General features: G+C 51.2%; 24 protein-coding genes. 13 read left to right on the forward strand and 11 right to left on the reverse strand.

Going from position 1 to position 26,174, the window contains the following annotated elements:
- Position 1 precedes the first annotated feature (1 nt).
- Positions 2-823 (forward strand): symmetrical bis(5'-nucleosyl)-tetraphosphatase, encoded by an 822-nt coding sequence (locus tag CWI70_RS11830; protein ID WP_126773996.1) that lies wholly within the window; start codon positions 2-4, stop codon positions 821-823.
- Here the strand turns inward: CWI70_RS11830 and tyrS are convergent.
- A complete protein-coding gene (gene tyrS / locus CWI70_RS11835; protein ID WP_126773998.1) occupies positions 820-2,022 on the reverse strand; it encodes a tyrosine--tRNA ligase in 1,203 nt (400 codons plus the stop codon). The two genes, CWI70_RS11830 and tyrS, sit on opposite strands and share 4 nt — an antisense overlap.
- A gap of 225 nt (positions 2,023-2,247) precedes the next feature.
- On the opposite strand from tyrS, the gene CWI70_RS11840 reads away from it, so the two are divergent.
- Together CWI70_RS11840 and CWI70_RS11845 are read left to right on the forward strand one after the other, a co-directional pair.
- Complete coding sequence (locus CWI70_RS11840) at positions 2,248-3,648, forward strand: peptidoglycan DD-metalloendopeptidase family protein (protein WP_241967902.1); 1,401 nt, start codon at positions 2,248-2,250, stop codon at positions 3,646-3,648.
- Between the two features lie 9 nt (positions 3,649-3,657).
- Positions 3,658-4,794 (forward strand): anhydro-N-acetylmuramic acid kinase, encoded by a 1,137-nt coding sequence (locus tag CWI70_RS11845; protein WP_126774000.1) that lies wholly within the window; start codon positions 3,658-3,660, stop codon positions 4,792-4,794.
- Here CWI70_RS11845 and pepQ read toward each other — a convergent pair.
- Genes pepQ through CWI70_RS11860 form a run of 3 tightly spaced genes read right to left on the reverse strand, consistent with a single transcriptional unit; the run spans position 4,791 to position 7,203 of the window.
- Positions 4,791-6,101 carry a Xaa-Pro dipeptidase gene (gene pepQ / locus CWI70_RS11850; RefSeq protein WP_126774002.1) on the reverse strand — a complete coding sequence of 437 codons (1,311 nt, stop codon included), beginning with the start codon at positions 6,099-6,101 and terminating at the stop codon, positions 4,791-4,793. The two genes, CWI70_RS11845 and pepQ, sit on opposite strands and share 4 nt — an antisense overlap.
- Before the next feature lie 18 nt (positions 6,102-6,119).
- A complete protein-coding gene (gene erpA / locus CWI70_RS11855) occupies positions 6,120-6,467 on the reverse strand; it encodes an iron-sulfur cluster insertion protein ErpA (protein ID WP_126774004.1) in 348 nt (115 codons plus the stop codon).
- A 55-nt stretch (positions 6,468-6,522) separates the two neighbouring features.
- Positions 6,523-7,203, reverse strand: a complete 681-nt coding sequence (locus tag CWI70_RS11860; RefSeq protein ID WP_126774006.1) for a DUF6776 family protein — start codon at positions 7,201-7,203, stop codon at positions 6,523-6,525.
- Between the two features lie 95 nt (positions 7,204-7,298).
- Here CWI70_RS11860 and hemJ point away from each other — a divergent pair, with 95 nt between their 5' ends.
- The 3 genes from hemJ (at position 7,299) to hemL (ending at position 10,129) form a co-directional block, all read left to right on the forward strand.
- Positions 7,299-7,727 (forward strand): protoporphyrinogen oxidase HemJ, encoded by a 429-nt coding sequence (gene hemJ / locus CWI70_RS11865; protein WP_126774008.1) that lies wholly within the window; start codon positions 7,299-7,301, stop codon positions 7,725-7,727.
- 87 nt (positions 7,728-7,814) lie between these two features.
- On the forward strand, positions 7,815-8,828 hold the full coding sequence (locus tag CWI70_RS11870; protein WP_126774010.1) for an aspartate carbamoyltransferase: 1,014 nt from the start codon (positions 7,815-7,817) through the stop codon (positions 8,826-8,828).
- A gap of 20 nt (positions 8,829-8,848) precedes the next feature.
- On the forward strand, positions 8,849-10,129 hold the full coding sequence (gene hemL / locus CWI70_RS11875) for a glutamate-1-semialdehyde 2,1-aminomutase (RefSeq protein WP_126774075.1): 1,281 nt from the start codon (positions 8,849-8,851) through the stop codon (positions 10,127-10,129).
- Positions 10,130-10,147: 18 nt separating this feature from the next.
- Here hemL and mrcB read toward each other — a convergent pair whose 3' ends face one another.
- From mrcB to pepB, 3 genes are read right to left on the reverse strand one after another with little or no spacing between them, the layout of a single operon-like run.
- Positions 10,148-12,397, reverse strand: coding sequence for a penicillin-binding protein 1B (mrcB, locus tag CWI70_RS11880; protein ID WP_126774012.1), 2,250 nt, complete (start codon positions 12,395-12,397; stop codon positions 10,148-10,150).
- A 25-nt stretch (positions 12,398-12,422) separates the two neighbouring features.
- On the reverse strand, positions 12,423-14,915 hold the full coding sequence (hrpB, locus tag CWI70_RS11885; protein WP_157980906.1) for an ATP-dependent helicase HrpB: 2,493 nt from the start codon (positions 14,913-14,915) through the stop codon (positions 12,423-12,425).
- A gap of 1 nt (position 14,916) precedes the next feature.
- A complete protein-coding gene (gene pepB, locus CWI70_RS11890; RefSeq protein WP_126774015.1) occupies positions 14,917-16,203 on the reverse strand; it encodes an aminopeptidase PepB in 1,287 nt (428 codons plus the stop codon).
- A 69-nt stretch (positions 16,204-16,272) separates the two neighbouring features.
- Between pepB and sfsA the strand changes: the two genes are divergently transcribed.
- The 7 genes from sfsA to panC all read left to right on the forward strand — a co-directional run bounded on the left by sfsA (position 16,273) and on the right by panC (position 22,041).
- Positions 16,273-16,998 (forward strand): DNA/RNA nuclease SfsA, encoded by a 726-nt coding sequence (gene sfsA, locus CWI70_RS11895; protein ID WP_126774017.1) that lies wholly within the window; start codon positions 16,273-16,275, stop codon positions 16,996-16,998.
- Between the two features lie 93 nt (positions 16,999-17,091).
- Complete coding sequence (gene dksA, locus CWI70_RS11900) at positions 17,092-17,544, forward strand: RNA polymerase-binding protein DksA (protein ID WP_126774019.1); 453 nt, start codon at positions 17,092-17,094, stop codon at positions 17,542-17,544.
- Between the two features lies 1 nt (position 17,545).
- Positions 17,546-18,397 carry a tRNA glutamyl-Q(34) synthetase GluQRS gene (gene gluQRS / locus CWI70_RS11905; protein WP_126774021.1) on the forward strand — a complete coding sequence of 284 codons (852 nt, stop codon included), beginning with the start codon at positions 17,546-17,548 and terminating at the stop codon, positions 18,395-18,397.
- Positions 18,398-18,472: 75 nt separating this feature from the next.
- Complete coding sequence (gene pcnB, locus CWI70_RS11910; protein WP_126774023.1) at positions 18,473-19,882, forward strand: polynucleotide adenylyltransferase PcnB; 1,410 nt, start codon at positions 18,473-18,475, stop codon at positions 19,880-19,882.
- Positions 19,879-20,358, forward strand: a complete 480-nt coding sequence (gene folK / locus CWI70_RS11915) for a 2-amino-4-hydroxy-6-hydroxymethyldihydropteridine diphosphokinase (protein WP_126774025.1) — start codon at positions 19,879-19,881, stop codon at positions 20,356-20,358. The genes pcnB and folK overlap by 4 nt, the downstream gene beginning before the upstream one ends.
- Before the next feature lie 40 nt (positions 20,359-20,398).
- Entirely contained in the window at positions 20,399-21,196 is a 798-nt protein-coding gene (gene panB / locus CWI70_RS11920; RefSeq protein ID WP_126774027.1) for a 3-methyl-2-oxobutanoate hydroxymethyltransferase, read from the forward strand.
- A 5-nt stretch (positions 21,197-21,201) separates the two neighbouring features.
- The gene (panC, locus tag CWI70_RS11925; protein WP_126774029.1) at positions 21,202-22,041 is read left to right on the forward strand and encodes a pantoate--beta-alanine ligase; all 840 of its coding nucleotides are present in this window, start codon (positions 21,202-21,204) and stop codon (positions 22,039-22,041) included.
- 1 nt (position 22,042) lies between these two features.
- Here panC and panP read toward each other — a convergent pair whose 3' ends face one another.
- From panP to CWI70_RS11945, 4 genes are read right to left on the reverse strand one after another with little or no spacing between them, the layout of a single operon-like run.
- The gene (panP, locus tag CWI70_RS11930; RefSeq protein WP_126774031.1) at positions 22,043-23,698 is read right to left on the reverse strand and encodes a pyridoxal-dependent aspartate 1-decarboxylase PanP; all 1,656 of its coding nucleotides are present in this window, start codon (positions 23,696-23,698) and stop codon (positions 22,043-22,045) included.
- Positions 23,699-23,740: 42 nt separating this feature from the next.
- Positions 23,741-24,448 (reverse strand): tRNA (guanine(46)-N(7))-methyltransferase TrmB, encoded by a 708-nt coding sequence (gene trmB, locus CWI70_RS11935; protein WP_198677705.1) that lies wholly within the window; start codon positions 24,446-24,448, stop codon positions 23,741-23,743.
- Complete coding sequence (locus tag CWI70_RS11940) at positions 24,445-25,221, reverse strand: ABC transporter permease (protein WP_198677706.1); 777 nt, start codon at positions 25,219-25,221, stop codon at positions 24,445-24,447. The genes trmB and CWI70_RS11940 overlap by 4 nt, the downstream gene beginning before the upstream one ends.
- Positions 25,221-26,168: an ABC transporter ATP-binding protein gene (locus CWI70_RS11945; RefSeq protein WP_126774035.1), complete on the reverse strand. Its 948-nt coding sequence runs from the start codon at positions 26,166-26,168 to the stop codon at positions 25,221-25,223. Before CWI70_RS11945 ends, CWI70_RS11940 begins: the two co-directional genes overlap by 1 nt.
- Positions 26,169-26,174: the final 6 nt, after the last annotated feature.

Below are 26,174 nucleotides of genomic sequence, written 5' to 3' on the forward strand. Positions count from 1 at the left end.
CATGGCTCGGTACTTCGTTGGTGATCTTCAAGGTTGCGTCAAACAACTCGATACTTTACTGGCGACGGTCAACTTTGATCGTCGCTTTGACGAGCTTTGGTGTGTGGGGGATATCGTCGCCCGCGGCCCCGATTCGCTGGCCTGTTTAGAGCGTTTGCACGAATTGGGCAGCGCCGCAAAGTGTGTCTTGGGGAATCATGATCTTAATTTACTTGCGGTACTTACCGGAGTTCGTAAGGCTAACCCCAAAGACAAACTCGACGCTATTCTAGCGCTACCAGCGGAAGAACAACGTCAGTGGATAGATTTTTTAGTACAACAGCCTCTGTTGCAACATGCCGATGATGTAGTCATGACCCACGCGGGCCTCTTTCCGCAGTGGAGCCTCGCCGAAGCCAAAGGCTACGCCGACGAAGTGAGTGAGAGCCTACAACGCGCTTGGCGCTTCCAAAAACTCGGCCCTTGGTTAAACAAAATGTATGGTAATGAGCCTGCGTGCTGGTCTCCCAAGTTGAGCGGCCCAGAACGCATTCGCTTCATCATTAACGCGTTCACGCGCATGCGCTTTCTTGATCACCAACAATGTTTGAATTTAACCGTAAAGACAGCGCCGAACGACGACACCAAGGCACAAGGCTTATTGCCTTGGTTCGCGCACTGGCAGCCACAACAATTTAGTCTGGTGTTCGGGCACTGGGCGGCATTACAAGGGCAAACGCAACGCGATGATGTGATTGGTTTAGACACTGGTTGTGTCTGGGGTGAGCATATGACGCTCCTGCGCTGGCCTGATGGCCAGCGCTGGTATGCTGAAAATAACTAGTTGAGCGTCACACGGGCAAACTTGCGTTTACCAACCTGATAAACAGCCGTGGTTCCTGCTTGTACTTGTAGTTTTGAATCCGTGACTTTCTCGCCGTCAATTTTAACTGCGCTTTGTTTAATCATACGCATGCCATCGGACGTTGAATTCACTAACCCTGCATCTTTCAGTAAGTTGCAAATACCCAAACTACCGTCGTCACTGGCCAGCTCAAGTTCAGGCATATCATCTGGAATCGCATTTTTACTAAAGCGCTGCACAAAGTCTTGCTCAGCAGCATCAGCAGCTGCGGCATCATGGAAGCGCGCAATAATTTCTTTGGCTAACAGAACTTTGTAATCACGAGGGTTAGCACCGTCAGCGATCGCCTGCTTAAAGCTAGCGAGCTCATCAAGCGGACGGAAGCTTAGCAACTCGTAGTAACGCCACATTAACTCGTCAGAAATCGACATCAACTTACCAAACATATCGTTAGCAGGCTCGGTAATGCCGACGTAGTTACCCAAGGATTTCGACATTTTCTGAACACCGTCGAGACCTTCGAGCAACGGAACCATAATCACCGTTTGCGGCTTTTGGCTTTCTTCTTTCTGAAGTTCACGGCCCATCAGCAAATTAAAGCGCTGATCAGTACCGCCCATTTCAACGTCGGCTTTTAACTCGACCGAATCCCAACCTTGCACCAGAGGGTATAAAAACTCGTGAATGGCGATCGGCTGGCCAGTGTTGTAGCGCTTTTTAAAGTCATCACGTTCCAACATCCGCGCCACCGTTTGGCGAGCCGCAAGTTTAATCATATCGTCAGCGCCAAACTTACTCATCCATTCAGAATTGAAGCGCACCTCGGTTTTCGTCGGATCAAGAATCTTGAAGACCTGTTCTTTGTAGGTCTGCGCGTTGGCAAGCACATCATCACGCGATAACGGCTTACGTGTCACATTTTTGCCCGTTGGATCGCCGATCATGCCAGTAAAATCGCCGATCAGAAAAACAACTTTGTGGCCCAAGTCTTGGAACAGGCGTAATTTATTGATCAGTACCGTATGGCCTAGATGCAAATCAGGTGCAGTTGGATCAAATCCGGCTTTGATCACCAGCGGCTTGCCCTGCTCGAGCTTTTCTTTAAGTTCTTCTGTTAGCAGAATTTCTTCGGTACCACGCGCGATTTCAGCAAGCGCATCCGCGACTGACATTGCCATGCTCTTTTCACTCCTGATTAAAAACCACTCATCCCAACTTGGGCAAAAAATGCGGTCAACATTTAGCTCTAAACGGGGCATTGTATGCTATTTACAGCGGTGTTTTAAGCGCAAATAACGGTAAAGCGACTGGAAAATAGTCACGCTTCGTATTATTCTGCAACAAAACCTAATGGAAATTAGGTTGTCGTAAAGAAGATAAAGTGCGCTAACCGCAGGAAGTTTATGAAGGTCATTACTCAACGAATGGCAGGACTGTTCGCACAGTTGCCCCGCCGTCACCAAATTCTTTTGTCCGCTGTGGCGTTGACCACACTGACAGTTGTGTTGCTGCCATCAGAGCCAGCGACAGCGTCGCGTAATACCTCAGATCCAAGTCTTGCCGACAAGCAGCTCATTTTGGGTGAGCGCCTAGAAGTGCCGGTAAAAGTGAAAGGCGGCGTAGCAAAACCTGCCGCAAAAGCGGTCGATGGCCGCCAATTGCCGGCGCTTGATGACACTACTGCTGCCGACACCGTAGTCATTGAAGAACCGGTGCAACCAAGTGTGCATTGGAGCGGCTATGAAGTGAAGTCAGGTGATAGCTTGGCACGCATTTTTGATGTCATGGGCTTTACGCCGCAACAGCTCTATAAACTCACGCAAGATGATCAAGCAGAGAAGTATTTGCTGAAGATTCATCCTGGTGACACTCTGCGGTTTGCCAAAAACCCTGAGGGTGAGCTCATTCAGTTGGCGTTCCAAATCAGCCCGATTGAAACCCTTATCGTCAGCCAAACCGAACAAGGTTACGTAAGCGAAATCGCGACCAAAGAAGTTCAGGTTCAAGAAGCGTTTGCCTACGCTGAAATTGATTCAAACTTCTGGAACGCTGGTATCAACGCAGGTCTGACCGATAATCAAATTATGAGTATCGCCAACATCTTTGGTTGGGACATCGACTTTGCCCTCGACTTGCGTAAAGGCGACGAATTTTCGGTGATTTACGAAAAAGAATATGTCGATGGCGAGTTTGCGGGCTATGGCAAGGTTCTCGCAGCTGAATTCGTCAACCAAGGCAACAAATATCAGGCTATTTTGCACAATAACGGCGAATACTATGCCGCTGACGGGAAAGCCATGCGTAAGTCGTTCTTACGCTCGCCGGTGAAGTTTACTTACATCAGCTCGAGCTTTAATCCACGCAGATTGCACCCAGTGACTGGCCGTGTACGTCCGCATAACGGTACGGATTACGCGGCGAATGTTGGCACACCGGTGATGTCCTCTGGTGCCGGTAAAGTTATCGCCAGCGCTTATGACAATTTGAACGGCAATTATGTCTTTATTCAACATGGCGAACGCTATGTCACCAAGTACTTGCACTTGAGCAAGCGTCACGTGAAGCGCGGCGATCGTGTTAAGCAAGGCGAAGTGATTGGCCGCGTTGGCGCAACGGGTCGCGTCACTGGCGCCCACTTACATTACGAATTCTTAGTCGACGGCGTACATCGCAATCCACGTACCGTGAAGTTTCCACAAGCAGAATCGCTCACCGCGCAAGAGCTACCTGAGTTTAATAAGATCGCTGAGCAACGTTTAGCGATGCTGGCTGACCAAAAACGCGTTCAGCTAGCCATGCGCTAATACGGTTGTATGCAAGCGCAGCAGGAACTCTATATCGGGCTCATGTCGGGCACCAGCATGGACGCACTTGATGCCGTGCTGGTGGACTTTCAAGGCACCCAGCCGAAGCTTCTACAGCACATTGATACACCACTCGGTGAACCGCTACGTAGCGAACTCATTGCCTTATGTAAGCCCGGCAATAATGAATTGCACCGTCTGGCCCTAGCCGACCGACAATTCGCTGAGCTCTCAGCGGAACTCGTGCTCAAATTGCTACAGGTCGCGGGCTATCCAGCATCGGCAATTCAAGCGATTGGCAGTCATGGGCAGACCGTGCGCCATATGCCCGAAGCGATTTCACCCTACACCGTGCAATTAGGCGATCCCAATACGCTTGCTGCGCTTACCGGAATTCCAGTAGTCGCCGACTTTAGACGCAAGGATATAGCGCTTGGCGGCCAAGGTGCGCCGCTGGTTCCCGCGTTTCATGATGCGCTCTTTCGCCAACAGGCTGCTGACGCTGATGCAATTGCCATACTCAATCTCGGCGGCATTGCCAATATCTCGGTATTACAGGCGCAGAACAATGAAGTGCTGGGGTTTGATACCGGTCCTGCCAATACCTTGCTTGATCTTTGGTTTCAATTGCAACATTCCGATGCAGCCGACACCTTTGACCGTAATGGCGATTATGCCGCCAGCGGTAAAGTCATCGACAGGTTGCTCGAGAAGCTCATGCAGGACCCGTATATTCGGCAAGCGCCACCGAAAAGTACCGGACGTGAGTACTTTAATCAGCAATGGCTAGAGGACTATCTTGAGCAGCTTCCACATTGGCATGGTGCTGATTTACAAGCCACCCTGGCGGAATTTACCGCGCAGTCAGTGGCGCATGGTCTACAGCAATGTCAGGTCGATAGTATTAAGAAGGTTTATGTCGCAGGCGGGGGCGCATTCAATCGGGATCTTATGCAGCGTCTACGCCACAATTACCCTCAGGCGAATTGGCATTCAGTGGCAGAGCTTGGGGTTGACCCACAACACTTAGAGGCCATGGCGTTTGCTTGGCTCGCGCGTCAATATATGTTGCGCCAGCCTGGCAATTTACCCACCGTGACCGGCGCTAGCCGCGCCACGGTGTTAGGCGGTTTATATCTACCTTAAAGCTTGGCGAAAGCGTCGCGGGTAAGATTTTCATTGTTGCCGTTGTCGCCGACCACAATACTATCTTCAATCCGCACGCCACCATAAGGGCGCAATTCATCAATCCGTTGCCAATTCAGTTCCTTGGCATCAGCATAAGCTTCAAGCAACTGATCAACCACATACAAACCAGGTTCAATGGTAAACACCTGCCCAGCTTCTATTGGACGCAACAAGCGTAAGAACGGATGACGCGGATCACGGTCATAGAGATCGCCACGATCATTACGCAGGAAGCCGCCAACGTCATGCACTTGCAAACCAATGAAATGGCCTAAGCCGTGCGGGAAGAACGCACTCGAAATTCCTTGCTCATAAATACTCTCGGCAGAGCCACGCACGAGTTCAAAGTCACTCAGTATTTGCGCGATCTTAAGATGTTGTGACACGTGTAACTGATAGTAGTTAATGCCAGGCTTAATTTCGCTCAACAACTCTTGTTGCGCAGCGTCGACCGCGTTGACTAAGTCGGCGAAGAAGCCAGTTTCGCTGCGACTGTACGTGCGGGTGATATCAGCACAGTAACCACGATAGGTAGCTCCGGCATCAATCAGGAATGAGCGACTTTCTTGCGGAGCCGCCGTCTCATAGACATCGTAGTGCAAGATTGCGCCATGCTCATTCAACCCTACAATGCTGTTGTAAGGCAGTTCACTTTCACGAAAGTTGATCGCAGCAAGGTAGGCATGATGAATTTCCAATTCGCTTTTTCCAGCGAAAAAGGCGTCCTTCGCCGCCATGTGCGCATGCGCTGCTCGCTCATTGGCAACACGCAGATTTTCAACTTCCCATGCGGTTTTTAACGCACGGTGAAAATGCAAGTGATCAATTAAGTTCTGTGGGTTGCGCGCACGCACTGGCCAGCTATTCACTGGCTCAGCAAAGTCTTCACCAATAAACGCAGCAGCTTTTAGCTTGTCACCCAAATAAGCAGTTAACTTATCAAGCTCATCAATGACCACAAGTTCAACATGATCTTGCCATTCCGCAGGCTCAATCTTAACGGCGGCATGCCAGAAATCGCGCGGCTGGAACAAAAACACCACTGGTCGCTCGCCAGGTGTGTAAAAAATAGCACTTTTCGGACTATCCGTTACTGGAATCCAATATTTGAAGAGAGGATTAACCTTAAATGGTGCGGGATTGTCATCGAGGAAGGCGACTCGAGGTTGTCCCGCATACACCAGAACTGAGTCAAAGTCGGTCGCAGCAAGTGCTGCGTCAAAACGTGCTTGAACCGTCGCAATATGCGCCGCGTAAGAACTCATGAAGACCTCGCTTGCGAGTTATACAGAGAAGCTAGCGCCACAACCACAAGTAGTTGTCGCATTAGGATTGTCAACGAAGAAGCGTGCGCCTTGCAGGCCTTCTTCGTAGTTAACAGTGCCGCCCACTAAGTACTGAAGACTCATAGGGTCAACCACCAGAATTACACCGTTCTTTTCGATTTCCATGTCACCAGGGTTTACTTTCTCGTCAAAAGTAAAGCCATATTGGAAGCCTGAACAACCGCCCCCAGTCACGTAAACACGCAACTTCAACGCCGGGTTTTCCTCGTCGGCGATCAGGGTTTTCACTTTATTCGCTGCCGCTTCTGTAAATTGAATCGGCATTGCTTGCGCTGCATCAGTCATTCGAATACTACCTCCACTTATAAGGCGTTCATTTTCTCGTACCTGACTAAAGCGGTCAAGTATTGTCCCTCGTTAGTTCGCTCCACAAAAACACCCGTGCGAGCTCACGTGGTGAGCCATCCTCGAGACGTACACGAATACGCACCTGTTCGGGGGCAAACCCAACGGGTAACCGAAAACTTCCTGTTTGCGCTTTAAAATAACGCATGGTGAAGCTTTGTTGATCAGCGCTTAGTCCGGCGAGTTCATATAAGTCTAAGGTGATGACCTGGTCGTCCTCCGTGCGTCCCTCGACGGTGGCTTGTAGCGTACCCTTTACAAAGCCACGCTGCCGCTCCGTTTGTAACACCGCGAAACGGAACTGATAATGTCTGTCGTCGCTCAATTGCTTAAGTTCAAAGTCATCCACCACAACGCCGGCAGCAGTCAGTTCTGGTGCCATAATCTTCCGGTAAAAACTCAGCTCACGTTTTTGTGCTAAAACTTCGTCTTGTAAAGCTGCAAGCTCCTGTTGTAATTGCTTCCTCGCGGCTTGCTCGATGCCCAGTTCTACCTCGGCCATATGACGTTGGTAATCCGCCGTTTCCGCTTGCTCGTAAAGTGTCAGCTCACGTTCCTCTAGCTCGGCAACACGCTGCATCAAATACCAGTTATGCCCAGCGCCGAGCAGATAGCCAATAGCTAAGCCAGCTAATCCAAGCAACACAAAGAAAATGTATTTTTGCTTCTCATTCATAACGGATGTTCTTATCATGGAATGCACGACATAGTACGCAGCATCGCTTCAGGTCGCAACTTAGCGAAGCGCCACTCACAACTTAGGAACGTACAATGACACTGCTTTGGGTCAAAGGATTACACCTAGCGTTTATGGTCGCTTGGTTTGCCGGGATTTTCTATTTGCCGCGCCTGTTTGTCTATCATGCACAAACCGAATCAACTGAAGTCAGCGCGCAGTTAAAGGTGATGGAACGTCGCCTGCTCTACTTTGTCACGCCATTCGCGATCCTTACGCTCGTTTTTGGGGTGTGGTTGATCGTTGCCTACGGCAGCGCTTGGTTTGCCGCTAGTGGTTGGATGCACGTAAAGTTAGCTATCGTCACTTTGCTATACGGCTACCATATGTATTGCTTTAAATTGCTTGCCGATTTTGCCCACGACCGCAACCGCCGCAGCCATAAATTCTATCGTGTCTTCAATGAAATACCGGTGCTGGCATTGTTTGCGATTATTCTGTTAGCCGTGCTGAAGCCTTTTTAAGCGCAACATTCTTTTTGTTGGCGTTCTTTGCTATCATTGCGGCCCAGTGTTTGAACACCTTTTCTCAACTCACTGAGGCCTTACGCTATGAACTTTACGGGCGCCAATATACTCTCTGTCGAGCAGTTTAATCGCGATAGCATTGAGCAAATTTTTCAGGTCGCAGACCGCATGCTGCCCTATGCACGGCGACAGAAACGCACGCGCGTGCTCGACGGCGCCATTCTCGGGAATTTATTTTTCGAACCTTCGACGCGAACCCGCGTTAGTTTTGGTACGGCTTTCAATTTGCTAGGTGGCGAAGTTCGTGAAACCACCGGAATGGAAAGCTCAGCACTAGCCAAGGGTGAGTCGCTGTATGACACAGCGCGAGTACTCAGTAGCTATAGCGACGTCATTGCCATGCGGCACCCCAAATCGGGTTCAGTAGCTGAGTTTGCCGAGGGTAGTCGCGTACCTGTCATCAACGGTGGTGACGGCGCCAACGAGCACCCAACACAAGCGCTCCTCGACTTGTACACGATTAAAAAAGAGCTGGCGTACCACGGCCATGCTGTCGACGGCATGCACATTTGCATGATGGGCGACCTTAAATTTGGCCGCACGGTGCACTCGCTGTCGCGTTTATTGGCGTTGTACAACAACATTCGCTTCACGCTGATTTCACCACGTGAACTGATGATGCCCGATAGTGTGATGAACGTGATTGAGAAAGCCGGACACCATGTTGTTGTTACCGATCAAGTAAGTGGTAGTTCCGACGCCGATATCGTCTATCAGACCCGCATTCAACAAGAGCGCTTTACTTCGCCTGCGGAAGCTGATCAATATCGCGGCAAATTCCGTTTAAATAGCGAAATTTACACCAAGCACTACAAACCGAACACCGTCATTATGCATCCGTTGCCGCGTGACTCGCGCGCCGAAGCCAACGAATTGGATAATGACCTTAACCAAAATCCGAATCTCGCCATTTTTCGCCAAGCCGATAATGGTGTACTGATTCGTATGGCGTTGTTCGCACTGACCTTAGGGGTCGCTGATCAAATTGAAAAGTATGAATGTGAAGTCAACTGGTACAGCGACAAGCGCAACGTCTAACTCACCAAGAGAGGATCATGATGTCTCGATCTGAAGATTTATTTGCCCAAGCCCAGCTCACCATCCCAGGTGGCGTTAATTCACCAGTTCGCGCCTTTAATGGCGTCGGTGGCTCACCGATTTTCATCGAACGGGCTGACGGTGCTTACATGTATGACGCCGATGGTCAGCGCTATATCGACTACGTCGGATCTTGGGGACCGATGATTCTCGGACACAATAACGCCGCGATTCGCGAGGCCACCCATGCTGCAGTTGAACGTGGTTTGAGCTTTGGTACACCGACCGCCAGCGAAATCACCATGGCGGAAAAAATTATCTCACTGGTGCCATCGATCGAAAAAGTTCGCATGGTCAATTCCGGTACCGAAGCCACGATGACCGCAATCCGCTTGGCGCGCGGTTACACCGGCCGCGACAAAATTCTCAAGTTCGAAGGCTGCTATCACGGTCATGCCGATGCGCTATTGGTAAAAGCTGGCTCAGGCGCGCTGACGCTGGGCGTGCCCAACTCACCAGGGATTCCAGAAGATTTCGCTAAGCACACCTTGACGGTCACCTTTAATGATCTTGACTCAGTTCGCGCCATCTTCAACGAAGTCGGCAACGAGATCGCCACAATCATTGTTGAACCGGTCGCTGGCAATATGAACTGTATTCCTCCAGCACCAGGCTTTCTTGAAGGCCTGCGTGAAATCTGTGATGAGTTCGGCAGTGTACTCATTTTTGACGAAGTTATGTCCGGCTTCCGTGTTGCCCGCGGTGGCGCACAAGAGTTCTACCAAGTTACCCCAGATCTAACGACCCTTGGTAAGGTCATTGGTGGCGGTATGCCTGTGGGTGCTTTTGGTGGTAAGCGCGAAATCATGGACTACATCGCCCCCGTAGGCCCTGTGTACCAAGCGGGAACACTGTCAGGCAACCCTGTTGCGATGGCAGCTGGACTTGCTGCATTGAATCAACTTGATAATGCTGAGCTCTACCCAGACTTGAATGCGAAAGTAGAGCGCTTAGTCACTGGCATGCAACAACTTGCTGACGCTGCAGGTGTGCCATTCACCACCAACCGTGCAGGTTCGATGTTCGGCTTTTTCTTCAGCAAAGATCCGCAAGTGAACAGTTACCAACAGGCAACTGAATGCAACATGGATCACTTTAAGAAGTTCTATCACAGTATGCTGAAGCAAGGCGTGTACTTGGCCCCATCAGCATTTGAGGCCGGTTTCATGTCGGCGGCACACACTGACGCCGATATCGACGCTACCTTAGCAGCCGCCAAAGTAGCCTTTGCCGAGCTGTAACTACCTAGGTCGTGGTGGTTAGAAAATCTTCTCCCACCACGACTTCTCTTCGATTTCGCCCGCACAGTTCATATCTTCCGCTACGTTCACCGGAAATGCCGGAAAGGTTCGTTGTTCACGACAACCATCAGGAATCGGTATACCTGTTTGCGGGTGGAACGCTTGATACTGAAGCGGCGCAGGCAGCGCAACATCGAGGGGCTGAACACCTAACTGACTAAAGGTATTGGCCAGCACTGGCAAAGCACCTGTCGCCCCAGTCAGCTGAATCGGTTTATTGTCATCACGGCCGAGCCAGACCGTCATTAAGCGCTGAGCATCGTACGCAACAAACCAGCTATCACGATAATCATTGGTCGTGCCACTTTTACCAGCCATAGCATCTAGCCCAAACAGCTCAGCCAAACGCTTGCCGGTGCCCTCGTTCACCACACCACGTAAACCATAATTCACCAATGCCGTACTGAGCGGGTCAAATACCTCGCGCCCAGCACTTGGCTGGTGTTCATACAAGCGCAAGCCATCATGATTCGTAAGTGCGGCAATCGTTGTATACGGGCGATAGCGACCATAATGAGCCCATACACCGTAAAGCTCTGTCATCTGCAGCGGCGATAACTCCACCGAACCAAGCGCTAATGCTGGAACGCTCGGAATCGGTGTGTCGATACCGCCTTGGCGTAATTTCGTCACGATAGTATCGATACCGACTTCCAGCGCTAATTTGACTGCTGGCACATTGCGTGACTGCGCTAAAGCGTCATAAAGCATGATAGCGCCGACAAACTCACCATCATAATTTTCTGGCTGCCACACTTGCCCATCAACCGCCTCGAGCGTTATAGGAGTATCTTGCACGATACTGGCAAGGTTATAACTGCCGGGCTGCGCCAAGGCCAACCCATAGATCGTTGGTTTAATAAGTGAGCCCACCTGCCGCATCGCACCGGTTGCACGATTGAAGCCAAGCTGCTGACGGTCGCGATCGCCAACGATGGCACTCAAGCTAGCTTGTTGGTGATTGGCGATCACTGCAGCGACTTGTAATTCTTTGCTCTCGCTCAAACGAGGTAACTGCTCAGCGATACTGTTTTCCACGGCTTGCTGGGCCATGGGGTCAAAATAGGTAAACACTCGTAAGCCCTGTTCGTTCCAGTCTTCAGGAACTTGTAGCTGGCTAAGTTCATGTTTTACTTGGGCTAAATAATGCGGTGCCCACGTGCGGCCTTGGCGCTCTTGCCGCGACGAAACGAGTGGCTCTTCAAGCGCAGCTAAATAGGTCCGCTGATTGATCAGTTGCTGCGCGAACATGAGCTGCAAGATCATATCGCGGCGCTCTCGCACCCGCTCAGAATAACGGTACGGATTATAATACGATGGGCCTTTCACTATCGCGACCAACATCGCCATCTCGGCCGGACTAAGTTCTTCGACTTGTTTTCCGAAATAGAAGCGGCTAGCAAGACCAACGCCATGTATCGCACGGCCGCCGTCTTGACCAAAGTAAATCTCATTAAAGTAGGTCTCGAGGATCTCGTCCTTGCTAAAACGAAAGTCGATGATCAGTGCCATCAGAGCTTCATTTGCCTTCCGCAACAGGGTTTGCTCACGGCTCAGATAAAGGTTCTTCACCAACTGTTGGGTTAAGGTACTCCCACCTTGCACCGTGTCCATAGCTGCTAAATTTGCCAACGCAGCGCGACCGATAGAGCTTAATGAAACTCCTGCATGATGATAAAAATCTCGATCTTCCACCAATAATAAGGTTTCGATCAGTAGACTCGGTAATCGCTCAAGCCCGACGATCAAGCGGTCTTCGCCATTTTCCGCAGTGACTTGCCCCAACACTAAAGGGTCGATCTGAAAACGATTCAATGCACGCCCGTCGGGCATACTTTGCAAGTGTTCAATAACGCCATTACGGGCAAACTGCACCCGCACTTTTTGCGCCATCGCAGGGCCATCGGCAAAGTCAAATGGACGCCGATGAACTTCAATGCTGCGGCCTTGGGTACGGTAGCTACCACTTTGTGCCAGCGTGGCACTTTCTCGATAGCGCAGTTGTTGTAGCTCTTGCAGCAGTTGTTGTGGGCGTAAAGGTTGCTGCGGAGCGAGTTGCAACGGTCGCGCATAAACAATAGCGGAAGCTTCGTAACGCTCGCTGGCGAAACGCTTCGTTAAGGAACTATCTAAATAAATAAGATAGAAACCTAAAACCGCCACAAAAACGGCCGCTAACTTTGCAAGAGTAACCCATAAAAAACGCATAGAGCTTCCAATATCCAATTCGTTCTTACTGCTTTAACATCCGCTTGGTTTTTTGCGTAGCTTGCGCTTGTAGCGGATCATCAGGCCAAGGATGCTTAGGATAGCGCCCTTTCATCTCTTTTTTTACTTGTTGATACGCATTTTGCCAAAAACTTGCTAAATCAGCGGTCCGTTGCAACGGTCGTCGTGCCGGTGATAACAGCTCTAGCACAAGGGTGACTTGGTTTTGACAAATTGTCGGAGACACCGGCTCACCAAAGACTTCTTGTAGTTTCAGCGCAACCGTCGGCAGCTCACTTTGGTAATCGATGCGGTGACGCAAGCCACTTGGTGCTTGCCAATGCGTCGGACACAGGCGCGCTAACTGCTGTTGTTGCGCATAATCCAAACGCGCCTGCAGCGCCGCAAGCGGTGACCATCGTTGCAACTCTGCAAGACTCTGGAGCGATTGCCAGTAAGGCGCCGCCCAGCTTTCGAGCTCTTGTCTTAAGGCTTCAACATGAAAGTCAGGCCACGCTTGGCCAGCGCCCAAATGCTGCCGCGCCAAATTGACCCGCGCCAGAAACTGTTGCACTTCATCAGCCGTTAACAAGTTCTCTAAAAGGTCGTGTTGGCGTTGCACCAATTCCACCAGTAGTTGCACACGCGCAGCCGCCGAAGGTTGCTGTTGCGCCGGCCGTTCAGCGAGCACTATCGCCCCTAAGCGCTGCCGTTCGACCGCTTGCAAGCGTTGTTGTGGACCTTGCCACGCCAACTCGGTTTGCCAATGCAGATCGAGCGCAGGATGGTCGAGCTGAGATCGGTCGAGCGCAACAAAATCATCAATGATCGCGTCGGCACTACGCTCACTCAACCGCATTGACAGAATAAGTATTAGCGCATCACCGTTGCGCGTATCCTGCCCATGGAATTGAGCACCTCCGCCGTAGGCCACTAGGTAACTATCGCTACTACTGCGATGATTGGCATTTCGAGATGCACTCCGAGATGCACTACGGCCTAGAGCTACGCGGTCAGGGTAGCCCCATAATGCCAACGTTGCGACCTCCTCCACACTGATGTCGTTGACTTGCTCCCTGCCACCTAATTTGCGCTGCCACCACTGCCAGCGCTGTCGAGCTTGCTTGCCGAGTTGCTGAGCGGTCAACGGCAAGTGTTGCTGAGCGGCGGGGTATTCGAGTTGTGCTAACAGCAACGCCGCCTTACTTCGGGCGTACTCGTCGAGATCCTGCGCAGCCACCGCAATACGCGCTATACGTGGTTCATTGCCCAAGGCTGCGACCTGTTGACCGACCTTCGTTAAATGGCCACGCTCATCCAGTACACCTAACTGCTTAAGTAAGTGCTCGCCTACTTCCAAATGTACTGAATTCGGTGAACTCAGAAACTTTAAATCCTTAACCTCGCTGCCCCAGCGTTTCGCTTCGAGCACTAAGCCAGCTAAATCTTCGGTTTCAACGGCAGGCGCATCAAAGTCACGTAAACCTTGCGTATCCCCTTCAGCCCAAATTCGAAAACAATGACCGGGTCCCAATCGCCCTGCACGACCCGCCCGTTGCGTTGCCGCCGCCTTGCTAATGCGCTCGGTCGCCAGTCTGGTCAAACCATGGCGCGGATAAAACGTAGCCCGTCGCTCACGACCACTGTCGACCACCACATCAATACCCGGAATTGTGACACTGGTTTCAGCGATGTTGGTCGCCAACACCACTTTCTTTTGTCCTGACGGTAACGCCTGCAAGGCTGCCTGTTGTTCGGCAAGCGTCAACTGCCGATGCAGCGGTTGCACATGAATGTTCGCACCCAAGTCTAAAGTTTTAGCTAAGTGGGTGATCTCGCGCCAGCCTGGTAAAAAAACCAATACCCCATGCTCGGCAAGCTGCACCGCCTCACGCACTACCGTTGCGGTATGGGGTAACCACTCACTGCGTGGCGGTACCGCTCGGTAGTGCATGGTGATCGGGTGTTGCCGCCCTTCACTGACGAGTACTTTCGCATCACCAAGCCACTGTGCGATCTGTTCTGCTGGCAGTGTCGCCGACATGATCAGTAAACCTAAGTCGGGTCGCAACGGCAGCGCCTCGAGTAACATCGCCAAACTTAAATCACTAAATAAATTACGCTCATGAAACTCATCAAACAGTACTGCACCGATGCCGGTGAGCTCAGGATCTTGTTGTAGGTATTGGGTGAAGGTACCTTCGGTGACAATCAGCAGTCGTGTGCTAGAGCTACTGCGTTGTTCACCGCGGACATGGTAACCCACTTGCTCGCCAACCGCTTCACCGAGCTGTTGGGCAAGATAATGAGCAATAGAGATAGCCGCCAAGCGACGTGGTTGTAGCAATACAATACGTTGGCCCTGCCACGACTCGGCGCGCAGCAGGGCCAGCGGTAAAGCGGTCGACTTGCCCGCACCGGGCGGTGCTTGCAAGACCAGTTTTTGTCCCGGTAACTGCGCTATTACTTCTGGGAGCAGCGCAGTTATCGGTAAATCATTCAGTTTTGACGCGGCCAACTTAGTCTTGTAGCAAAGCGGCAATAGTGCGCACACCTAGAGCGGTTGCTCCAGTCGCCCACATGGCATTAGCACTGTTGTGATAGGCCCCAGCAATATCGAAATGCAACCAGCCCTTGCCTTGATTTGGCGCAAAACGCAGTAAGAAGCCAGCAGCGTTACTCGCACCGCCAGTACCACCACCTTTTTGCGGACGGCTATTGGCACAATCAGCAAACGCCGAAGGTGTATTTTCCTGATGCCAACGCTGTAACGGTAAGCGCCATAAATTTTCCCGCTGAACGGCTGCAGTACTAAGTGCTTGGTTGGCCAGCTCGTCATCAACACTAAACAAGGCATTGTACTCATTACCCACCGCCACTTGCGCTGCACCGGTTAAGGTAGCGGCATCCATGACACGTTTAGCGCCGACTTCACCCGCGTATTGCAGACCATCAGCTAAAACTAAACGCCCTTCAGCATCGGTATTCACAACTTCGACAGTGACGCCATTTTTATAGGTAATGATATCGCCAAGTTTGTAGGCGGTGCCGTCAACAAGGTTTTCTGCACAGCAAAGCACCAGTTGTACGCGCTTCTGCAAACCTTGCTCGATGGCCAAACCTAAAGCGCCAGCAACAGTAGCAGCGCCACCCATGTCGCACTTCATGGCCAACATCCCTTCGCTTGATTTCAGGCTATAACCACCCGAATCAAAGGTGATACCTTTGCCAACCAGCACAGTGTCGATCTCTGCGTTGGCATCGCCACTCGGATTATAATCAACCACTAACATACAAGGTGCGTGTTTGCTCGCCCGGCCTACGGTATGAATACCCATCCAGCCTTCTTGCACCAACTCGTCACCTTTAATGACTTTACTGGTGACCTTTTCTGGCGCTATCGAAGCTAACTTGTCAGCCACCCGTTGAGCTAACGACTCTGGGTAAATATCCGCCGGAGGTAAGTTAATCAATTCTCGCGTCCAGTTAACGATGTTACGTGTTTGGCTCAGCGCATCGGCGTTACTCGCCCACGCAACCTTATTTGTACTACGGGTGTCGGTATAACCATTAGCGAACGCCCACTGACGCTCAAAGTCCCAACCTTCACCGCTTAACTGCACTGAGCTCACACCCAGGTTATCAAGCTGGCGACCTGCTTTTTGCACTTTTCGTAAGTTTTCGGCCTCGTCCTGGCCTAAATAAATCGTTGCCCCTTGGTCACCGACAATGACCGGCGCCGATCTTTTCCAAGCAGAATCCGAAAACTCTTGTTGAACAACAAAAACAGCAAGTGCAGTAGACATGGTTACAAGCTCCCAGTATGGTTGCGAATCAATTGAAGTATATCCTAACTAAGCTACATGAGGCTGACAATGCAGTTTGACAACCCCTTGCAGCAGGCTTTTTTAGTGCGCCGCTATAAACGCTTTCTGGCTGATGTTTATCATCCGGATTGGGCCGAACATAACACGCCTGATAACCCCATGACGGTGCATTGCCCAAATACCGGAGCAATGACGGGCTGTGCTGAATCAGGCATGCGGGTCTGGTTGAGTGACTCAGGGAATCCAAAGCGCAAATACCGTTACACTTGGGAACTTGCCGAAACCTCCGATGGTCACACCATTTGTGTCAACACCCACCGTGCCAATACGGTGGTCGGCGAAGCCCTAAAGCAACAGCTTTTACCCGAAATTGGCGGACTCACGGAGCTCACAGCAGAGCAACGTTACGGCTACGATAATCGACGGATTGATTGGTTAGCCCGTAACACCAAAGACCAACAGCTCTATATCGAAGTTAAAAGTGTAACGCTGGCAGATGGAACGCAAGGGTATTTTCCCGACACCGTCAGTCAGCGCGCGAGTGACCACTTACGCAGTCTGATGGCAATGGTGGAAGAAGGGCATCGTGCTGTTGTACTTTATTGTGTATTTCATGGTGCGGTCGAACAGGTCAGCGCAGCACGACATTGCGATCCAAACTATGCCGAGACAGCGCAAATCGCCAAGCAAAAAGGTGTTGAATTTTATGCGCTTAAGTGCTCAATTGCTGCAAATGGAATAAACCCTGTTGGGCCTTTACCAGTGACCAGCTAAACAGACTGTTGCATAAATAAAATTGCGCAGGGTTGTGCTTTCTGGTATATGTACCGACCTTTTTGAAGAACCATCTCATATAGGAGATCCACAATGCCTCAAGGAACGCCGAAAAAAGCTCATGGCATTTTGGCACAAGCTGGCTTGGAACCTTACCAAGAGCAGCCGAATGAAGAGTATATGAACGAGAAGCAGCGCGCACACTTCCGCAAGATCTTGGAAGTTTGGCGCAACCAGCTTCGTGAAGAAGTGGATCGCACCGTACATCACATGAAAGATGAAGCGGCTAACTTTCCAGACCCTGTCGATCGTGCTGCGCAAGAAGAAGAGTTCAGCCTTGAATTGCGTACCCGTGACCGCGAGCGCAAGCTGATCAAAAAGATCGAGAAAACACTGCAAAAAATCGAAGCTGATGACTTTGGTTTCTGTGATCAGTGCGGCATCGAAATCGGCATTCGCCGCTTAGAAGCTCGACCTACTGCAGACCTCTGCGTAGACTGCAAGACACTTGCAGAAATTAAAGAGAAGCAACTTACTGGCGCCTAAGGTGGCCAGCGCTCTTCCTTATTGTGGACGCTTTGCCCCGACTCCGTCGGGGCCGCTACACTTCGGTTCGTTGATTGCGGCTGTCGCAAGCTACCTCGATGCCAAAGCTCACCAAGGCAAGTGGCTCGTACGTATCGAAGATGTAGATAAACCACGAGCCGTCGCCGGCGCCGATACCATCATTCTAAAGCAACTCGAAACCTTCGGTTTACACTGGGACGGCGAAGTACTCTACCAGTCGCGCCGCGACGCTGCGTACGGTGCTGCATTAAGCCAACTACAAGAGCGTAAACTCTGCTATTACTGCACCTGCACACGCAAGCAGATAAAGACGCGCGGCCCTTATTACACCGGCTATTGTCGTACGAAGAATCGCAGCGCAGATAATGCGGCGATTCGCTTTTGTAATGACCAGCCTGTAACGCAGTTTATAGACCGCTGGCAGGACGAAGTTGTGATTGAACCGGCATTTGCTGCCGAAGACTTTGTGCTCTACCGTCGCGATCAGCTTTATACCTACCAGCTTGCGGTCGTCGTAGATGACATTGAACAAGGCATCACCGATCTGGTGCGTGGTGCTGATTTGTTGACGCCAACGGCTTGGCAACTAACCTTGTGGCAGCAATTGAGCACCCGCCGCCCGCGACTTATGCATGTACCTTTGGCACTTGATGCGAATGGTCGTAAGTTAAGTAAGCAGAACCATGCGCCAGCGTTAGCTAGCAATGAGATTCGGCGACAATTGCAAGAAGCCATGCAATTCCTTGGCATCACCGATATTGATGCGGGGAACAGCGTTGCACAAATGTTGCAGCAAGCAACTAACGTTTGGGCGGCAAAGTATCTTTCCTGAAAGGCGTGGACAAGCTACAATACGCTGGTTTTTAATACAGTTGTCGAATAGGGAGACACAACCATTATCAAACGCATGAAAGCCCTCGCCAAAAAAGCGCTAGGCGCAAAAGAACAAAACAGCGAGTTACCGGCAAATATTCTTGCTAAACCCATAGTGATCTCCCGTGATCAACACCCTATCTCGCGTAAAGACATTGCCGAACCAGCGCTAAAAGTGCTTTATCGGTTACACAATGCCGGTTACGAAGCCTATCTGGTTGGCGGTTGCGTACGTGACCTACTGCTTGGTTTAAAGCCCAAAGACTTCGATGTCGCCACCAATGCAAGCCCCGAGCAAGTGCATAAGCTGTTTCGCAACTGCCGCTTAGTCGGCCGCCGCTTTCGCTTGGCACACATCATGTTTGGCCGCGAAGTTATTGAAGTGGCAACGTTCCGTGGCCACCATGACGATGAAACCGAAGAACAAAAACATGCTAAGCGCGATGCGCAGGGTATGTTAGTGCGCGACAACGTTTACGGCACCATCGAAGAAGACGCGCAGCGTCGTGATTTCACCGTCAACGCTCTGTATTACAACATTGCCGATTTCGCCATCTACGATTTTGCCAATGGCGTGCGCGACATTGAAACCGGCGTCCTACGAATGATTGGTGATGCTGAAACACGCTACCGCGAAGACCCTGTACGTATGTTACGTGCCATCCGCTTCGCGACTAAGCTGTCCATGCGTATGGACGATAGCGTTGCTCAGCCAATCAAAGAACACGCAGCACTGTTGCAAAACATTCCTCCAGCTCGGCTGTTTGAGGAGTGCTTGAAGCTCTTTACCGCAGGTAAAGCGTTAGCCAATTTCGAAATGCTCAGCGACTATCATTTGTTCCAACAGCTCTTTCCGTTGCTGAAAAGCTACTTACAGGCTCCCGATGAAGCCCCTTATCAGATGATTCGGCAGACCTTCGCGGACACCGATAGTCGCATTCAGCAGGGGCTGAGTATAACGCCAGCCTATTTGTTCGCCGCACTGCTTTGGTGGCCGTTACAAGCACGTATGGAACAGCTTATGTTCGAGAGTGGCTTGCCACCGATTGATGCGATGAACATCGCCGCAGCAGATGTTTGGGGACGCCAAGTACAGACCGTATCGGTACCTAAACGTTTTACGATTCCGGCACGGGAAATTTGGCAGATGCAACAACGCTTTGAGCGCGCAAAAGGGAAACGTGTGCAAACACTGCTAGGCCACCCGCGCTTTCGCGCTGCCTATGACTTCTTGTTGTTGCGCGCAGCAACAGCGACCCCATTAGAACGTAAACAGCTCACTGCACAAGCAGAGTTTTGGACCGAACAACAAAAAGGCCACTCGCCTAGCTCACCCGCCGCACATGACAACGCAGCGCCAGCACGCAAAAAGCGCGGCCGTCGCGGTGGTCGACGCCGCGGTGGTCCACGTAAAAAACCGAGCGGTGATACGCCTAAGTCATGAGTACCATTTATGTTGGACTTGGCGCCAATTTGGGTAATCCAGTACAGACGTTAACCGAGCTGCTGGAGCGGCTACAACAGGTGCCAGAACTCAGTCACATCAAGTGCTCTAGCTTTTATCGTAGTACGCCGATGGGCCCACAAGATCAACCCGATTACGTTAATGCCGTGTTGTGTGCGCAAACACATCTTGCACCTTTAGCATTACTCGACTTGTTGCAAAACCTCGAGAATGAATTTGGTCGCGTGCGCAATCGGCGCTGGGGCGCACGTACATTAGACTTAGACCTACTGTTGTTTGCCGATATAAGCCTGCACCATCCGCGCCTCACCGTGCCGCACCCTGGTCTTACCGAACGTGATTTCGTGCTCGTCCCGCTGCACGAAATAGCACCCGACCTAGAGCTTCCCGATGGCCGAAGTATCGGCTCACTCCTCAAGCATTTACCGAGCCATGACCTCGTAAAAATTACCTGATACAATCGAAGCCATCGACGTACTTAGGTAAGGACCTAACATGGCAGCAACGACCATCGCCAAACTAGCAAAAATGAAAGCCGCAGGCGAGAAGATCGCCTCGCTCACCGCATATGACGCATCTTTTGCGAAACTATTCGCGCAGCAAGGTGTTGATTTTATGCTGGTCGGCGACTCGTTAGGCAATGTCGTGCTTGGCGAGTCCAGCACCTTGCCAGTGACGGTTGATGACATTGCTTACCATACCCGCGCAGTACGTAACGGTGCGCCAGACGCCTTTGTCATGGCGGATATGCCTTTTATGAGTTATGCCACGCCAGAACAGGCCTGCCAAGAAGCCGCAAAATTGATGCGTGCCGGGGCCAACATGGTCAAGCTCGAGGGTGGTGATTGGTTATTAGAAACCATTCGCCAACTGGTCGAGCGCAGTGTTCCTGTGTGTGCTCACTTAGGTCTGTTGCCACAATCAGTGAACGTGCTAGGTGGCTATAAAGTACAGGGTAAAGAAGCAAGTGCCGCTGACAATACGTTGCGGCAAGCGCTCGCCCTACAAGAAGCTGGCGCACAACTTCTGGTCCTCGAATGTGTGCCAAGTTCTCTAGCCAAACGCATTAGCGCGGCGTTGGACATCCCCACAATCGGTATAGGCGCAGGGCCAGACTGCGATGGCCAAATCCTCGTTATGCATGACATGTTGGGCTTAAACAGCGACTACTTACCTAAGTTTGTGAAAGACTTTTTAGCCGAGGCCGGTGATCTTGCGGGTGCCGTTGAGCTTTACGTCAAACAAGTGAAAGACGGTAGCTTTCCCGGCCCTGAGCATAGTTTCAAAGGTTAACTTCCATGCAACTGTTTAAGAGTCTGCAAGAATTACGGGCGTGGCGCGATCAACAACAAGGCCGCATTGCCTTGGTGCCAACCATGGGCAACCTGCATGAAGGGCATCTAAAGTTGGTCGACTTAGCCAAACAGCATGCCGACCTGGTGATCGTTAGTATTTTCGTGAATCCGCTACAATTTGGCGCCAACGAAGATCTCGATAATTATCCACGAACCCTAGACGCTGACTGCCAAGCCCTTGCCGAACGCGGCGCTCATGGCGTTTTTGCTCCTCAAGTCAGCGATGTGTACCCGCGCGGACTAGCGGTGCAAACCTTTATCGAAGTACCGCAGCTATCGGAAATACTATGCGGCGCAAGTCGGCCTGGACATTTTCGTGGCGTGGCGACGATTGTTGCCAAGTTATTCAACATGGTACAACCTCAGGTCGCCATCTTTGGTGAAAAGGACTTCCAGCAGTTACAAGTGATTCGCTTAATGACGCAAGACCTGAGCTTGCCTGTGGAGGTCATTGGCATGCCGACAGAGCGTGCTGAAGATGGTTTAGCTTTAAGTTCGCGTAACGGTTACCTATCGACATCTGAGCGCCAGCAAGCACCGCTCATTTATCAAACGCTTCAAGCTTTGGCGGCGGCCATTGCTGAGCAAAGGGTCGACCAAGAGGTTGCGCTCGCCACTGCGCGACACCAGCTTGAAAGTAACGGTTTTCGGGTGGATTATCTAGAACTACGTCGGCAAGCAGACTTGCAAGCCGCTACGGCTGACGATAAAGAATTAGTCGTACTGGTGGCTGCGTTCTTAGGCCGCACGCGCTTAATCGATAACCTGCAGTTCGCGCGCTAGGCTACCCTTGGCGCGCTAACAGCCCTAGTTCACGCATTTCGGTATGGAGAGCACCGCGTAAACTCATCGCCTCGTTCGCGATTTCGCGTTGCTCCTCCAACACTTCTCGCAACATCTCTATCGTCGTTAGTGGATTTGCCAAGACCACACGAAACACCACCGTCGGCTCACGGTGATAATGACCGGGGTTAAGTTTGGTCCGTGACACAAACGAACGTCCGGTTTCACGCTGGCGTTTTTGAATAAACCGCGTAATGGCATTCAAGTGCGGGGTTAAGCGCTTTACTTGTTCAGGAGTTGCGTGCTGTAACGCGGCTTTGACTTGGCGCGGCACAAAACGGTAGGTCAGCAAGCACAACTGCGGCTCAGTAATCACCTCAAAGTCGTCTTGCTCGGCGATCAACGCCGCAAAAGCTTTGGCCTTTTCAATGCTCTTATCGATAAGCAGCTCGTAGCCACGGCGACCCATCACATGCATAGCCGAATAAACCAGCATCGCCATTCCCGGCCGCGAACCTTCCATGGTATGCGCACCAAGGTCTTTCGAACCGTGGCGAATCACATACTCCGCATGATGCTCAATCGCGCGCACCATACCTGGCTCTTTAAACAGCACCATGCCCGCACCCATAGGCACATACATTTGCTTATGCGCATCAATCGTCACGCTATCGGCGCGTTCAACCCCAGCGAGGAGTTGCCGGTGTTGTGCCGACATCAACGTGGCGCCGCCCCATGCCGCATCGACATGGAAGTGTGCGCCAATCTCTGCGGCGTAATCCGCTAAATCATTCAGCGGGTCAATATGACCTGTTTCCGTGGTGCCGCCAACGCCCACGATAGCAAGCACCTTGCCACCATCGGCGGCGACTTGATCGCAGGCTTCACGTAGTTTATCCAGACGAATACGGTTGTGGTCATCGGTGGCAACACCAATCAAATTGTGGCGACCGATACCAAGTACGTCAGCAGCCTTGGCCAACGAATAGTGGCCGCGCTCCGACACCATCACCGTTAAACGACGGTAGCCATAATGCGACAAACCTGCCGCTAACCCCTCAGCGGCGACACCAGCGAAGCCATTGGTTGGTTTTAGCAGCAAGTTACGTGCAACCCAGAGCGCGGTGATATTCGCCACCGTTCCGCCAGAACACATTGCGCCTAGCGAATGCTGCGCGCTGTGCATCCAACGTCGGTAAAAATCTGCATCACGGCCGTAAACGAGGTTATGTAACATCCCCAAAACGTTGCGCTCTAACGGCGTAAACGCTTTCGAAGTTTCAATCTTCACCAAGTTCTGATTTAAGCCGACCATCAACTTGGCCAGCGGTAACAGAAAGTAAGGCAAGGCTGAGGTCATATGCCCAATAAAGCGCGGTGATGAGGTGTGTACCGAATGCGCAACCAAGTTATTCAACAAGAATTCTGTGTGATCAGATACATAGCGGGGCTGTTCCGGTACTTCACTCGCCGAAAAGTTGTGCTCGATCTCGTGCAGAGGCTTCTCGCGCGCAACAATATGCTCACCAAGAAATCCCATCAGGTTTTCTGACAGATCTTTTTCGATGCGACCGAGGGTCGACTCTGGAGCCTCTGGTAAAGTGAAGATCTTTAAGAGAGCTTCTTCACTTACTTCAGCAAAAACTTGGTCACTCAACGCTTCATCCTTAGAGCTGAAACTCAACGGTTACAGAACTGCTTATTCTGCCTCGATCGCGGAAAAATAGCGACCGTCTTCGGGAAGGTTAGCAGTCAATTGCCAAAGTTGCTGGCCACTGCGTTGATATTTGCGCTCAAATGGGGTGATCGCTGCATGCTTCGCGAGTAACGGTTGCAAGTTCGCGGCACAGTTTACCAACGCCAAACTACTCGCAACTTCGGTTAAGTAGGTGACCCAATTTGAACGCATGACCAACTCACCGCCAAGTCCTAAAACATAAGGCCAGACTGGGCTGCCGTGCCAACGGCGGCTAAGGTGGGCAGCTTTAGGCCAAGGATTTGGATACAAAATGTAATGCTTCTCGAGCTGCCAATGTTGCTCGACTGCAAGTCGCCAGAAATCCTGTAGATCGGCGCGTACCAACAAGTAGCGCTGCCCTTGCTCAGAAGTTTCATAATTGGCATGCCGCTGCAGACGATGGGCGGATTTATCGACGCCGATCACCAGTGCTTCTGGATGCTCCTGCGCCAGCCACGCAGTACTCTCACCTACGCCACAACAGCTATCCAATATGATCGGACCGGACCATTGCGCAACCTGTTGCGCTGCCTGTTCAAAAGCCTCACGATTATGTTCCTGAATCGGCTTTTTAAATGGCGAGCGCAAATGCCGCATGACGACTTGCGTGAGATCTTCATGATTGCCATGCTGGTTTGTCGTAACTGGACGTGATTCCTTTGCTGTCACGAGCGAATCCCCACGCCACGCTGCAATAATGTATACGCCGTCAAGAAGAAGCCAATGTTAAACGCGACAATCACGCCTAGCGCCACGCCGACGTTCACATCCGACACGCCCAAGAAGCCATAACGGAACGCATTTACCATGTACAAAATAGGGTTCGCTTGCGCAACGGTTTGCCACACTCCAGGGAGGAGGCTAATGCTAAAGAATACCCCACCCAAATACGTTAGGGGCGTTAACACAAAGGTCGGTACAATCGAGATATCATCAAAAGTCTTGGCATAAACGGCATTGATAAGCCCTGCCAACGAGAACAATGTCGAGGTTAAAATCACCGTAAGTACTAAAATCCCAGCGTGATTAATACTAACGTTTTCAACGAAAGCGAACGACACCACGGTCACGATAACGGCGACAATCAACGCACGTGCCAAGCCTCCGCCAACGTAGCCGGCGATAATCACCGGTGTCGATACCGGCGCGACTAACATTTCTTCGATGTTGCGCTGAAACTTCGCACTGAAGAACGATGATGCAACATTCGAGTAGGAGTTGGTGATGATCGACATCATGATCAGCCCAGGCACAATAAATTCCATATAGGGCCGCCCGCTCATATCCCCAATCCGTTCACCAACGATGCTACCGAAAATGATGAAATACAGGGTCATGGTGATCGCTGGCGGTACCAAGGTCTGAATCCAAATCCGCAGAAAGCGGGTGCACTCTTTGATCCAGATGGTTTTTAAGGCAATAAAACTATACGACGCTGCCATTATTTCGCTCCTGCTGCAGATTTGTTTGCTCGCCCACGCTCTACCAGATCAACAAACAGCTCTTCGAGGCGATTTGCTTTGTTACGCATCGACAGTACTTTAATTTCTTGTGCGCTTAGTTGCTCAAACACCTTGTTTAAGCCTTGCGACTTTTCGACATCCACCTCAATAGTGTGATCATCGGTTTGGCGCATGGTAAAACCATCAAGTTGCGGTTCAATACGTTGCTCGTCACCCCGACTGATATCCAAGACGAAGGTTTCACGGTTCAAGGTTGCCAATAGACGCTTGATCGAGGTGTTTTCCACAATGGTTCCGTGATCGATGATCGCGATGTTGCGACACAAGGTTTCAGCTTCTTCGAGATAATGTGTCGTTAGAATGATGGTAATACCCTGCTTGTTAATCTCTTCAAGGTAATCCCACATGCTGCGCCGCAGCTCGATATCAACCCCAGCGGTGGGCTCGTCAAGAATCAATAACCGCGGCTCATGTAACAAGGCACGAGCGATCATTAGACGACGTTTCATACCGCCCGAGAGCATGCGCGCAGGTGAGTCTCGCTTATCCCATAAGCCCAACTGCTTGAGGTAATGCTCTGCTCGTTCATGAGCCACTTCTCGCGGCACACCATAATAACCAGCCTGGTTCACCACAATCTGGCGCACCGTTTCAAACTGATTAAAGTTGAACTCTTGCGGCACCAAGCCAATTTGTCGCTTCAGTTCAACCAATTGAGTATCGAGGTCATAGCCGAAAACATTCACTTCACCCGAGGTTTTGTTCACCAATGATGAAATGATGCCGATGGTTGTCGACTTGCCGGCCCCATTCGGGCCAAGCAACGCAAAGAAGTCGCCTTCTTCGACTTCAAGGTTGATCCCCTTTAAGGCTTCGAAACCACCTTTATACGTTTTCCGTAAGTCTTTTATCGATAAAGCTTTCATGTACTG

The organism is Pseudidiomarina homiensis, assembly GCF_003987225.1.
GTDB lineage: Bacteria > Pseudomonadota > Gammaproteobacteria > Enterobacterales > Alteromonadaceae > Pseudidiomarina > Pseudidiomarina homiensis.

Excerpts from the sequence above, each read along its gene's own strand:
- tyrS (WP_126773998.1), bottom strand. The coding sequence starts at position 2,022 with ATGGCAATGTCAGTCGCGGATGCGCTTGCTGAAATCGCGCGTGGTACC.
- folK (WP_126774025.1), top strand. The coding sequence starts at position 19,879 with ATGAGTACCATTTATGTTGGACTTGGCGCCAATTTGGGTAATCCAGTA.
- pepQ (WP_126774002.1), bottom strand. The coding sequence starts at position 6,101 with ATGAGTTCTTACGCGGCGCATATTGCGACGGTTCAAGCACGTTTTGAC.
- CWI70_RS11840 (WP_241967902.1), top strand. The coding sequence starts at position 2,248 with ATGAAGGTCATTACTCAACGAATGGCAGGACTGTTCGCACAGTTGCCC.
- CWI70_RS11830 (WP_126773996.1), top strand. The coding sequence starts at position 2 with ATGGCTCGGTACTTCGTTGGTGATCTTCAAGGTTGCGTCAAACAACTC.
- CWI70_RS11845 (WP_126774000.1), top strand. The coding sequence starts at position 3,658 with ATGCAAGCGCAGCAGGAACTCTATATCGGGCTCATGTCGGGCACCAGC.
- hemL (WP_126774075.1), top strand. The coding sequence starts at position 8,849 with ATGTCTCGATCTGAAGATTTATTTGCCCAAGCCCAGCTCACCATCCCA.
- CWI70_RS11870 (WP_126774010.1), top strand. The coding sequence starts at position 7,815 with ATGAACTTTACGGGCGCCAATATACTCTCTGTCGAGCAGTTTAATCGC.
- sfsA (WP_126774017.1), top strand. The coding sequence starts at position 16,273 with ATGCAGTTTGACAACCCCTTGCAGCAGGCTTTTTTAGTGCGCCGCTAT.
- dksA (WP_126774019.1), top strand. The coding sequence starts at position 17,092 with ATGCCTCAAGGAACGCCGAAAAAAGCTCATGGCATTTTGGCACAAGCT.
- pcnB (WP_126774023.1), top strand. The coding sequence starts at position 18,473 with ATGAAAGCCCTCGCCAAAAAAGCGCTAGGCGCAAAAGAACAAAACAGC.
- hemJ (WP_126774008.1), top strand. The coding sequence starts at position 7,299 with ATGACACTGCTTTGGGTCAAAGGATTACACCTAGCGTTTATGGTCGCT.
- CWI70_RS11945 (WP_126774035.1), bottom strand. The coding sequence starts at position 26,168 with ATGAAAGCTTTATCGATAAAAGACTTACGGAAAACGTATAAAGGTGGT.
- mrcB (WP_126774012.1), bottom strand. The coding sequence starts at position 12,397 with ATGCGTTTTTTATGGGTTACTCTTGCAAAGTTAGCGGCCGTTTTTGTG.
- panC (WP_126774029.1), top strand. The coding sequence starts at position 21,202 with ATGCAACTGTTTAAGAGTCTGCAAGAATTACGGGCGTGGCGCGATCAA.
- panB (WP_126774027.1), top strand. The coding sequence starts at position 20,399 with ATGGCAGCAACGACCATCGCCAAACTAGCAAAAATGAAAGCCGCAGGC.
- erpA (WP_126774004.1), bottom strand. The coding sequence starts at position 6,467 with ATGACTGATGCAGCGCAAGCAATGCCGATTCAATTTACAGAAGCGGCA.
- CWI70_RS11940 (WP_198677706.1), bottom strand. The coding sequence starts at position 25,221 with ATGGCAGCGTCGTATAGTTTTATTGCCTTAAAAACCATCTGGATCAAA.
- CWI70_RS11860 (WP_126774006.1), bottom strand. The coding sequence starts at position 7,203 with ATGAATGAGAAGCAAAAATACATTTTCTTTGTGTTGCTTGGATTAGCT.
- pepB (WP_126774015.1), bottom strand. The coding sequence starts at position 16,203 with ATGTCTACTGCACTTGCTGTTTTTGTTGTTCAACAAGAGTTTTCGGAT.